This is a genomic window from Sphingomonas segetis (assembly GCF_009720245.1).
GTDB classification, from domain to species: Bacteria; Pseudomonadota; Alphaproteobacteria; order Sphingomonadales; family Sphingomonadaceae; genus Sphingomicrobium; species Sphingomicrobium segetis.
In genome coordinates this window covers 1-10,551 of the sequence record NZ_WJSQ01000092.1, presented here as the reverse complement: position 1 = coordinate 10,551, position 10,551 = coordinate 1, and the positions used below count along the sequence as shown (strand labels likewise).

The following is a 10,551-nucleotide window of genomic DNA, read 5'->3' as shown; positions in this document are numbered from 1 at the left end:
CGCACCGTGCTCGCTGGCTTCTCCGACGGCGCGACCTTCGCGCTGGCGATGGGCCTGTCGCGCCGCCGCCCATTCGCCGCGGTGATCGCCTGGTCCCCCGGAATCGCGATCGAAAGCGCGAGCCCCGAGCGCGGCCGCCGCGTCTACATAAGCCACGGCCGCGACGACCCGACGCTCCGCTTCGAGGTCACCAGCAGCGAAATCGTACCGCTGCTTCAGCGCGAAGGCGCCGACGTCGCGTTCGTCCCGTTCGACGGCGAGCACGAGGTGCCGAAAGCGGCGAAGGACTCGTTCCTCGACGCGGTGTTCGGGCGTGCGCAGCCTAGCCGGTCTGCAAAATGATGATAGTCCGCTTCACCACCACATTGATGACGGCGCCCGCTATTAGTGCGGTCATTGTGATCAAACTCGTCTCGCGAATGGAGGCGAGGGTCATACACCCGACTGCTCTTGCGCAATACGCGCGGAAGTGCCGCGCCCCTGAGAGCCGTAGCCGCGACGGCGACGGCTGTCGCGTTCGTTACGAGCGTGATACAAGCCGCGCTCCTCTCGAAGGGGGTTCCCATGACACGCTTCGCGTCATCGATCGCCGCGGCCGCCCTGGCGGTCACGGCCGCCGCTCCCGCCGCGGCCCAATACGATTATCAGCAGCCTCTCCCGCTACCCCTGCCCGTGCCCGGCGCTCCCTATCCGAACCAGCCCTACGATCCCGGCCAGGCCGTGGTCGGCGCGATCGTCGATTCGCTGATCGGCAACCGCTACGACGTCAGCGACCGGCAGGCGATCCGCAGCTGCGCCAACGCCGCCGTGCAGCGCGCACGGAGCGAAAATTCGGGGGCCTTTCCCCTGCCGTTCCCCGGGTACAACAATTACCTCCGGGTGACCGCGATCACCGATGTCGAGCGCCGTTCCGACAAGGTGCGCGTTCGCGGCACGCTCGGTTTCGACCGGCGCGGCGACCGCGATTACGACCGGCGGGATTACGACCGCGACCGTGATCGGGATGATGACCGCGGCTGGGGCCGCGACCGCGATCTCAGCTTCCGCTGCGACGTCGATTATCGCGGCTATGTCCGCAGCGTCCGGGTCGGCCGCGACCGCCGGGGCTATTAGCGCCGGCCGGCCCCGTCCAGGATCGATCGAGGTGAGTCCGTCGCCGCGAAAACAGGCGTATGATGCGATTCGCCACGTTTTGGGGGTTTGGCCTGTGGTTGAGAGTGAACGGACCTATTTCATGCGGCGCGCGGCGCAGGAGCGCTCCGCCGCCGACCGCGCGTCGGACGGTACGGCGCGGCGCGTGCATCTCGAACTCGAGCAGCGCTACCGCGAGCGCGTCGGAATAGTGACTTCGGCCATGTTCAACGACCGTACCGCCGCCTAGCGCAGGCGCCGCAGGAGCGTGTCGAATACGGCGGGGTGGATCGGGCTAACGAAGTTCACGCCGGCGGTGAAGCCGTCGATCCAGCAGACTTCCGCCTCGATCGGCTGGAGCCCGTCGAAGCGGACCCAGAGTTGCTCGTCGATCGCCGGCCGCTCGACGAACTCGACGCGGCAACCGTGGCACGACACGTCGAAGATTCGGACGGCATAGCCGAGCTGCCCCGGGCGGCGGAGCGAGATGCCGGCGTCGAGGGCAACGCGTTCGCTTCGGCGTGATGCGGAGTATGGGAGCGGCAGGGCCATGCGGCCGGGCTAAGCGCCGAGCAGTATGCGGCGGTTTAAGCATTCCTCCATTGCGGAGGCAGTTTAGCGGATCTCCGCGCCGCCCTGGATGACGGCGCAGGCGATGCGGGCGCCGCTGTTGCCGCTGGGGTCGGTCACATAATCGTCCGGCCCGGCGTGGAGCACGAGCGCCGAGCCGTCCGCGTCGAGGAGGGCGGCCATGGTTGCGTTGGGCAGCGTCACGGTCGCGTTGAGGACGCCGTTCGCCGCGACCTCGACGTTCGGGAGGTCGCCGGCGTGCGGCCCCGCGGGATTGTTCATCCCGTGCTTCTTGTCCGCCGGGTTCCAGTGCCCGCCCGCGCTCGTGAACTCGGGCGGGTCGCAGCGGCCGACGGCGTGAACGTGAAGCCCATGGATTCCGTGCGGCAGGCCGGCGGCGCTGATCCGGAAGCTGACCCCGCCCGCGGTCTGCCACGCGCGGACGGTTCCGACCGACTGGCCGGCGGAATTGACCAGCGCCATCGGCGCGCCGCCGGCCGGCTCGATCGTCGTGCAGCCGCCGATCAGGATGGGGAGGAGCAGAAGAGAGAGTTTGCGCATGAGATGACAACCCATCAGTCGCTGGTTGGTTCAGCTTCGACGCGCACCAGCAGCTGCCCCTCGGTGACCTGCGCGCCCGCCTTCGCGTTGAGCTCGGCGACCGTGCCGTCGAACGGCGCCGTCAGCGCATGCTCCATCTTCATCGCTTCGAGCGTAAGCAAGCGTTGTCCCTTGGCAACCTTTTCACCGTGCGAGACCTCGACCGCCGTGACCTTGCCGGGCATCGGCGCCTCGAGCTCGCCGTCGTGGACGCCGTGCGAAGCACCGGTGCCGCGGACGGTCAGGCCGAACTCGTAAGCCTGGCCTTCGTAGAATGCGACGACACGCTCTTCATCGCGAAAGCCGGAGACGGCAGCGAATTCACCGTCCGCCGTCGAAACCCACCGAACCTCGCTGCGGCGCGAAAGCGAGACTCGATCCTGCACAGGAGCATTGAGCCGGAAGCCGGCCAGTCCGGCGAGCGGCTCCTCGTCCTCATCGACCGCGAGCGCGACTGCGGCTGCGCCGCGCCAGATTGCTTCTTCCGGCTCGGGATCGGGCACCAGCGCATCGAGGTTGCGCTCGATGAAGCCGGTATCGATGTCGGCAGCGCCGAACTCCGGGTGGAGCACGGCATTGAACAGGAAGCCGGCATTGGTGCGCACCGGCCACACTTCGACATTGTCGAGCATCGACGCGAGCTCACCGATCGCTTCGTCGCGGTCCGCGCCGCGGCCGATCAGCTTCGCGATCATCGGGTCGTAGAAGGATGAGATCGCGTCGCCTTCCTCGACGCCGGTTTCGATCCGCCCCTCGTCGCCCAGGTCGAAATGATCGAGCTTGCCGACGCTCGGGAGGAAGCCCTTCGCCGGCTCTTCCGCGTATAGCCGCGCCTCGATCGCGTGGCCGGTGATCGCCAGCTCGTCCTGCGTCTTCGGAAGCGGCTCGCCCGACGCGACTCGAAGCTGCCATTCGACGAGGTCCTGCCCGGTGATCTCCTCGGTGACCGGATGCTCGACCTGCAGCCGCGTATTCATTTCCATGAACCAGATGCGGTCTCCGCGGAGGCCCTCGGACGCGTCGGCGATGAACTCGATCGTCCCCGCGCCTTCGTAACTCACCGCCTGCGCCGCGCGCACCGCGGCTCCGCACACCGCTTCGCGCGTTTCCGCGTCCATGCACGGCGCGGGCGCTTCCTCGATCACTTTCTGGTGGCGGCGCTGGAGCGAGCAGTCGCGCTCGAACAGGTGAACGACGTTGCCGTGACTGTCGCCGAACACCTGGACCTCGATGTGCCGCGGGCTTTCGATCCATTTTTCGAGCAGCACAATGTCGTTGCCGAAGCTCGACGAGGCCTCGCGCTTGCAGCTTTCGAGCGCGTCCTCGAAATCCGCGCCGACGTCGACCTTGCGCATCCCCTTGCCGCCGCCGCCCGCGACCGCCTTGATCAGCACCGGATAGCCGATCGCGTCGGCCTCCTTCTTGAGATGCTTGGGGCTCTGGTCCTCGCCGAGGTAGCCCGGCGTCACCGGCACTCCGGCCTCCGCCATCAGCTTCTTCGCCGCGTCCTTGAGTCCCATCGCGCGGATGCTGTCCGGCTTCGGCCCGACCCAGATCAACCCCGCGTCGATCACCGCCTGCGCGAAGTCGGCGTTCTCGGCGAGGAAACCGTAGCCCGGGTGGATGCCCTCCGCGCCGGACTCCTTCGCCGCTTCGATGATCCGGTCGCCGCAAAGATAGGACTCCCGCGCCGGGCTAGCCCCAATGTGCACCGCCTCGTCCGCCATGCGCACGTGCAGCGCCTTGGCGTCGGCATCGGAATAGACCGCGATCGTGCGAACGCCGAGCCGCCGCGCCGTCCGCATGACTCGGCACGCAATCTCCCCGCGGTTGGCGATGAGGAGAGAGGCGATCACCGCAAATCCTCCCCGGGACGGGGAGGGGGACCGTCCGCCGCAGCCGAAGGCGAAGGCGGATGGTGGAGGGGGCCCACCTCGGAACAGGTCGCAGATATAAGGCGAAGCACGCCATCCATATTTCGAAGCACGTCGCGGGCAGCAATGCGGAGGACGAGGAATCCTTCTCGCCAGAGCACCGCATCGCGGGCGGCGTCGCGTCGCGGCTGATCGCCGTACGAATGTCCTTTACCGTCGACTTCCACGATAAGGCGGCGCTCGAGGCAGGAGAAGTCGACGGTCATTTCGCCGATCGGAAATTGCTTGCGAAACTTCAGTCCATCGGGTCGCTTTCGCAATTGCTGCCACAGCAGCACTTCCGGCAAGCTCATCTGGCGCCGCAACTGACGTGCGCGCTTCACTTGCTTGATTGGCACTTTGAGAACGCGTGGGCCCCCTCCACCACTCGGCTTCGCCGAGCGGTCCCCCTCCCCGTTCCTGGGAGGATTTGGCGTGGCGCTTTCCTCCACCATCACATCCTGAACACGCCGAACTGCGGGCGCTCCGGGATCGGTGCGTTCAGCGTGGCTGCGAAGGCGAGACCCAGCACGTCGCGGGTTTGCGCGGGGTCGATGATGCCGTCGTCCCACAGCTGCGCAGTCGCGTGCCACGGGTTGCCTTCGGCTTCGTAGGTTTCGCGGATCGGCTGCTTGAATGCCTCCGCCTGCTCGCGCGTCCATGTGTCGGCGTCGCGATGGACCGTGGCCAGCACGCTCGCCGCTTGCTCGCCGCCCATCACGCTGATCCGGCTGTTGGGCCAAGTGAACAGGAATCGCGGCGAGTAAGCGCGGCCGGCCATTCCGTAATTGCCTGCGCCAAAGCTGCCGCCGATCAGCACGGTGATCTTGGGCACCTGCGCGGTGGCGACCGCGGTGACCAGCTTGGCGCCGTGCTTGGCGATGCCTTCCGCCTCATACTTTCCGCCGACCATGAACCCGGAAATATTCTGCAAGAACAGCAAGGGAATGCCGCGCATCGCGGCGAGCTCGATGAAATGCGCGCCCTTGACCGCGCTCTCGCTGAACAGGACACCGTTGTTGGCGAGGATCGCGACCGGCATCCCCCAGATGTGTGCGAAGCCGCACACCAAAGTCGCGCCGTAGAGTGGCTTGAACGGCTGAAACTCGGACGCGTCGACGATGCGCGCGATGATCTCGTGCACGTCGTACGGCGCGCGCACGTCCTCGGGGATGATGCCGTAGAGCTCCTCCGAGGCGTACAGCGGCGCACGCGGCTCGCGCGGCTCGATCGCGCTCGACCGCGGCTGCAGCGTGCTGACGATGTCGCGGACGATGGTCAGCGCATGCTCGTCATTCTCGGCGAGATGGTCGACGACGCCGCTTTTCTTCGCATGCAGGTCGCCGCCGCCGAGCTCCTCGGCCGAAATCTCCTCGCCTGTCGCCGCTTTCACCAGCGGCGGCCCGGCGAGGAAGATCGTGCCCTGGTTGCGGACGATGACGCTCTCGTCGCTCATCGCGGGCACGTAGGCGCCGCCGGCGGTGCAGCTGCCCATCACGCAGGCGATCTGGGCGATGCCCCGGGCGCTCATCTGCGCCTGGTTGAAAAAGATACGGCCGAAATGGTCCCGGTCGGGGAACACCTCCGCCTGGTGCGGCAGGTTCGCGCCGCCGCTGTCGACCAGGTAGACGCACGGCAGCCGGTTCTGCTCGGCGATCTCCTGCGCGCGCAGGTGCTTCTTCACCGTCAGCGGGTAATAGGTGCCGCCCTTCACCGTCGCGTCGTTGCAGACGATCATCACCTGCCGGCTCGACACGCGGCCGATCCCGCAGATGATGCCCGCGCCCGGAACCTCGCCGTCGTACATGTCGCCCGCGGCGAGCTGACCGATCTCGAGGAACGGCGAGCCGGGATCGAGCAGCCGCTCGACGCGGTCGCGCGGGAGCAATTTTCCGCGCGCGATGTGGCGTTGCCGGTGCTTTTCCGTGCCGCCTTTCGAGGCCTGGGCGACATCGGCGCGAAGCTTGGCGGCGAGCGCGCGATTGTGAGCGGCGCGCGCGCGGAACTCTTCGCTGTCGGTCGCGATTTTGCTCTCGATACGCGGTGCGCTCATGCCGCCGATCTGTCCGTTGGTCGAAAATGCCTGCCGCTCGCCTAGCCGCAACGTCAGGCGATGGCAAAGCAGTCTCCAGGAGGAATTTTCGTGAAGCGAGCCATTCTATTCGTCGTCGCCTCGTCGTTCGCGCTGGCGGCGTGCAACACGCACGGGAGCGAGAATGCCGCCCAGCAGCAGGAGCACAAGCCCGGCACCGAACTCGGCATCGAGACGAGCTGGATGGACAAGCGCGTCACGCCGGGCGACGACTTCTTCAGCTACGCGAACGGCAGCTGGGTCAAGAACACCGCGATCCCGGCTGACCGGTCGCGCATCGGCGGCTTCTGGATCGCCGACCAGGAGCGCGAGAAGAACACGCGCGCCTTGTTCGAGAACATCATCAAGTCGAATCCGACGAGCGGCAACGACGCGCTGATCGCAAATTATTACAAGGCCTATCTGAACACCGACGCGATCGACCGCGCCGGAATCGCTCCCGCCAAGGCAGACCTTGATGCGATCGCGGCGATCGCAGACAAGCGCGCGCTCAGCGCCGCGATCGGAAGCAGCCTCCGCGCCGACACCGATCCGCTGAACGCGACCAACTACCGGACCGACAATCTGTTCGGGATATTCGTGACCCAAGGCCTCGCCACCCCTGGCGAGCAACTGCCTTACATCATGCAGGGCGGCATCGGCCTTCCGGACGCGCAATATTACATTTCCGGCGACGCCAAGATGGGCGACATCCGAGGCAAGTACCGGGCCTATGTCGCGACCGTCCTCCAGGCCGCCGGCTATGCCGACCCACAGGGCGCGGCCGCACGGATCATGGATCTCGAGACCAAGATCGCGAAGGCGCATGAGCCGCGCGAGCAGAGCGAGGACTTCGCCAACGGCGCGCAAGTCTGGACCCGCCAGCAGCTCGAGCAAAAGGCGCCCGGGATCGACTGGGGCGCGCTGCTCGATGCGGCGCAGCTCGGCGGCGTGCAGAAGTTCGACGCTTATCATTTCGCCTCGATCCCCAGGCTCGCAGCGCTGGTCGGCTCGGAGCCCCTGCAGAACTGGAAGGACTGGCTGGCCTTCCACACGCTCAACCAGCAGGCGGCGGTGCTCCCCAAGGCGTTCCGTGACGCGAGCTTCGCGTTCAAGGGCACCGTGCTCCAGGGGCAGCCGCAGCAGCGGCCGCGCGACGCGCTCGCGCTCAACGCCACCAGCAACGCGCTCCAGGACGCGGTCGGCAAGGCTTACGTCGACAAATATTTCCCTGCCTCGTCGAAGGCCGAGATCCAGAAGATGGTCGACAACATCAAGGCTGCGTTCGCCAAGCGTGTGCAGGCGATCGAATGGATGGCGCCGTCGACCAAGCAGGAGGCGCTGAAGAAGGTCCACAACATCGTCGTCGGCGTCGGCTATCCCGACGAGTGGCGCGACTATTCGGGGCTGCAGATCACGGCCGACAATGCCTACGCCAACCAGAAGAATGCGCGGCTCGCCGAATATCGCCACCAGATCGCGAAGATCGGCAAGCCGCTCAACCGAGCCGAATGGTGGATGCCGCCGCAGCTGGTGAACGCGGTCAACCTGCCGGTGCAGAATGCACTCAATTTCCCGGCGGCGATCCTGGTCCGGCCCTTCTACGATCCCAAGGCCGACGCGGCGTTCAACTATGGCGGCATCGGTGCGACCATCGGGCATGAGATCAGCCACAGCTTCGACAACGGCGGCGCCTTGTTCGACGCGTCCGGCGCGCTCCGCAACTGGTGGACTCCCGCGGATTTCAAGCGGTTCCAGGCCGCCGGGGACGCACTCGCCAACCAGTTCGACCAGTATGAGGCGCTTCCGGGGCTGCACGTCAACGGCAAGCTGACGCTGAGCGAGAATATCGCCGACGTGGCTGGCCTCGCCGCGGCGTACGACGCCTACAAGGCATCGCTCAGTGGCAGGCCGGCGCCGACGATCGGCGGATTCACCGGCGACCAGCGCTTCTTCATCGCCTACGCCCAATCATGGGCGGTGAAGTCGCGGCCGGAGACGCTGCGCAACATCGTGCTGACCAATGGCCACGCGCCCGAACAGTTCAGGGCGCAGACCGTGCGAAACCTCGACGCCTGGTACCCGGCATTCAACGTGCAGCCCGGACAGAAGCTGTACCTCGCACCGGACAAGCGGGTGAAGATCTGGGGCTGAGCGTTCCCCCCTGCGAGCGAAGCTCGTGCGGAGGAGCTTTTACGGCCGCTCCGCGCGTGCCTTGAGGTAGGCGTAAAGCGCATCTCGTTCGTGCGGCGTCATCCTCGAAAAGCGGTGCGTGGCGACCTCGTCCATCAGCCGAAGCTTCCTTCCGCCGACCGGCACTCCAGTCGTCATCAGTCGCTCGAAATCCGCGCGGGTGTAGGCGCCGACGACGATCAAATTGGGCGAATTGAGTCCCGGCTCGACATCTTTGGTGCCGGTAAGATCAGGGCCGTGGCACTCCGCGCAGGTGACCGAGGCAATGTAGCGGCCAAGCGCATAGCTGGGCCCGAGGTCGATGGCCGGCTTCAGCCGTGCCTCCACGACGGCCTGTGCCTCAGGCTTCACCTGCCCCGTATCAATGAACTCCTTCTTCGCGAGCGCACTGAGGCGTGGCGGCGGCGAGGGCTCACCGGCCGGCCGAAGCGAACGCAAGTAAGCGAACAGCGACCTCATATCGGCTGAGCTGAGGTGCTGGAACACGGATGAGGGCATTCCCCACAAGTCCTTGCGGGTGGGTTCAATCCCGCGGCGGAGAACGGCTTCGATCTGCGCGTCGGAGTGACGTGGCACGAATTGAGTGAGGTTCGGCGCGTACATGACGCCATATTGCGGAGCGTCATCGAAGATATTCTGCCCCGTAAGTGCAGGCGTGTGGCAGCCCTTGCAGCCGAGCACCTGCGTCAGGCGAGCGCCATGGGCGACCAACGCCGCGGCATCGGTAACCTGCGCACCATCGAACGTGATCTCCGTCGGTTTGGGCGAAGCTTTGGGCTGCTGCTGGCATGCTGCAAGCCCTAGCAAAATGGCGGCGCCGCAAACCCGCATGTGCTTTGTCCCCCAGCACGCACTCATAACCGAGAGTAGCGCGCCGCGCGACTGCACAGAATCGAGCGCTCGTGCTATGGCGACTCGCGGCAGAAGGAGGTCGGAAATGGCCTATTGGGAGTTCAGCGGGCGCGAACTCATCAACTGCACCTGCGAATATGGCTGCAACTGCCAGTTCAACGCGCTTCCTGACAAAGGCCATTGCCACGCCGTTGCCGGGATCGAAATCGACGAGGGCCGCTATGGCGAAACGCCGCTGGACGGACTGAAGATCGCGGCGCTGTTCAAGTGGCCCGGGCCGATCCACGAAGGCCACGGCGAAGCGCTGGCGTTCGTCGATGAGCGGGCGGACCCGGCGCAGCGCGAGGCCCTGCTGAAGATCATGACCGGCCAGGACACCGACCCGTTCGCGACCATGTTCGCGGTGTTCGCTTCGACCATCGAAACGATGCACGAGCCGGTCTTCACGAACATCGATTTCGAGGTGGACGTGGACGGGCGCCGCGGCAGGCTGTCAATTCCGGGATATGTCGAGATGACCGGCGAGCCGATCCGCAACCCCGTAACCGGGGTGGAGCACCGCGCGCGGATTCACCTGCCCGAGGGCTTCGAGTACGAGATTGCCGAGATCGGCAGCGCGTCGAGCCGCACGACCGGGGGGCCGATGGAGATTGAGATCGCGAGCAAGTACGCCCAGTTCGCGGACATTCGGCTGAACAGTCACGGTGTCGTCCGCGCCGCCTGACCTCGCCGGCAGGATCCTGCGTCATGAGCGGCTGATCGTCCTCAGCGGCGCCGCGCTGCTGGCGCTGATCAGCTGGTGGTACATTGCGACCGGCGCCGGCATGGCTCACGAAATGACGGCGATGGCCGCACCGCCATTCGGCGCCATCGTGCTGATGTGGTGGCTGATGATGGTCGCGATGATGCTCCCCGCGGCGAGCCCGGCAATCCTGCTCTACGCCCGCGTGCGCGAGATGCGGGGCGGCGACTTCGCACTCGCGCAAAGCTGGATGTTCCTCTCCGGCTATCTCGCAGTGTGGCTGCTGTTTTCGATCGGGGCGGCGTTCGTGCAGCGCCTTGTCGCCGGTCCGTCGATGGCCCTCGGCGACCGCATGGCCGAAGCAGCGGTGTTGATCGCGGCGGGCGCCTACCAGCTCTCGCCGCTCAAGCTCGGCTGCCTCGCCCGCTGCCGCTCGCCGGCGCAGTTCCTGAGCCGTCACTGGCGGCCGGGCTGGGACG

General features: G+C 66.4%; 12 protein-coding genes. 6 read left to right on the top strand and 6 right to left on the bottom strand.

Annotated elements, in window-relative coordinates; genetic code table 11:
- The 3 genes from GH737_RS09815 to GH737_RS09805 form a co-directional block, all read left to right on the top strand.
- Window positions 1-342: alpha/beta hydrolase (locus GH737_RS09815; RefSeq protein ID WP_230558744.1), on the top strand; the 342-nt coding region annotated here is incomplete at its 5' end.
- 222 nt (window positions 343-564) lie between these two features.
- On the top strand, window positions 565-1,113 hold the full coding sequence (locus tag GH737_RS09810) for a hypothetical protein (protein WP_155264648.1): 549 nt from the start codon (window positions 565-567) through the stop codon (window positions 1,111-1,113).
- Between the two features lie 79 nt (window positions 1,114-1,192).
- Window positions 1,193-1,381 carry a hypothetical protein gene (locus GH737_RS09805; protein WP_196233090.1) on the top strand — a complete coding sequence of 63 codons (189 nt, stop codon included), beginning with the start codon at window positions 1,193-1,195 and terminating at the stop codon, window positions 1,379-1,381.
- Here GH737_RS09805 and GH737_RS09800 read toward each other — a convergent pair.
- From GH737_RS09800 to GH737_RS09780, 5 genes are all read right to left on the bottom strand, one after another.
- Complete coding sequence (locus GH737_RS09800; RefSeq protein ID WP_155264646.1) at window positions 1,378-1,683, bottom strand: PilZ domain-containing protein; 306 nt, start codon at window positions 1,681-1,683, stop codon at window positions 1,378-1,380. The two genes, GH737_RS09805 and GH737_RS09800, sit on opposite strands and share 4 nt — an antisense overlap.
- A gap of 63 nt (window positions 1,684-1,746) precedes the next feature.
- Window positions 1,747-2,262: a superoxide dismutase family protein gene (locus GH737_RS09795; protein WP_196233089.1), complete on the bottom strand. Its 516-nt coding sequence runs from the start codon at window positions 2,260-2,262 to the stop codon at window positions 1,747-1,749.
- 14 nt (window positions 2,263-2,276) lie between these two features.
- Window positions 2,277-4,157 (bottom strand): acetyl/propionyl/methylcrotonyl-CoA carboxylase subunit alpha, encoded by a 1,881-nt coding sequence (locus GH737_RS09790; RefSeq protein WP_155264644.1) that lies wholly within the window; start codon window positions 4,155-4,157, stop codon window positions 2,277-2,279.
- A complete protein-coding gene (locus GH737_RS09785) occupies window positions 4,154-4,558 on the bottom strand; it encodes an endonuclease domain-containing protein (RefSeq protein WP_230558743.1) in 405 nt (134 codons plus the stop codon). The genes GH737_RS09790 and GH737_RS09785 overlap by 4 nt, the downstream gene beginning before the upstream one ends.
- 110 nt (window positions 4,559-4,668) lie before the next feature.
- Window positions 4,669-6,267 (bottom strand): carboxyl transferase domain-containing protein, encoded by a 1,599-nt coding sequence (locus GH737_RS09780; protein ID WP_155264642.1) that lies wholly within the window; start codon window positions 6,265-6,267, stop codon window positions 4,669-4,671.
- 90 nt (window positions 6,268-6,357) lie between these two features.
- Between GH737_RS09780 and GH737_RS09775 the strand changes: the two genes are divergently transcribed.
- Window positions 6,358-8,439: a M13 family metallopeptidase gene (locus GH737_RS09775; protein WP_230558742.1), complete on the top strand. Its 2,082-nt coding sequence runs from the start codon at window positions 6,358-6,360 to the stop codon at window positions 8,437-8,439.
- Window positions 8,440-8,478: 39 nt separating this feature from the next.
- Here GH737_RS09775 and GH737_RS09770 read toward each other — a convergent pair whose 3' ends face one another.
- Window positions 8,479-9,309 (bottom strand): c-type cytochrome, encoded by an 831-nt coding sequence (locus tag GH737_RS09770; RefSeq protein WP_196233088.1) that lies wholly within the window; start codon window positions 9,307-9,309, stop codon window positions 8,479-8,481.
- 106 nt (window positions 9,310-9,415) lie between these two features.
- On the opposite strand from GH737_RS09770, the gene GH737_RS09765 reads away from it, so the two are divergent.
- Both GH737_RS09765 and GH737_RS09760 read left to right on the top strand, forming a co-directional pair.
- Window positions 9,416-10,054 (top strand): DUF1326 domain-containing protein, encoded by a 639-nt coding sequence (locus tag GH737_RS09765; protein WP_155264639.1) that lies wholly within the window; start codon window positions 9,416-9,418, stop codon window positions 10,052-10,054.
- The coding region (locus GH737_RS09760; RefSeq protein ID WP_196233087.1) for a DUF2182 domain-containing protein at window positions 10,035-10,551 on the top strand (517 nt) is incomplete at its 3' end. The genes GH737_RS09765 and GH737_RS09760, both read left to right, overlap by 20 nt.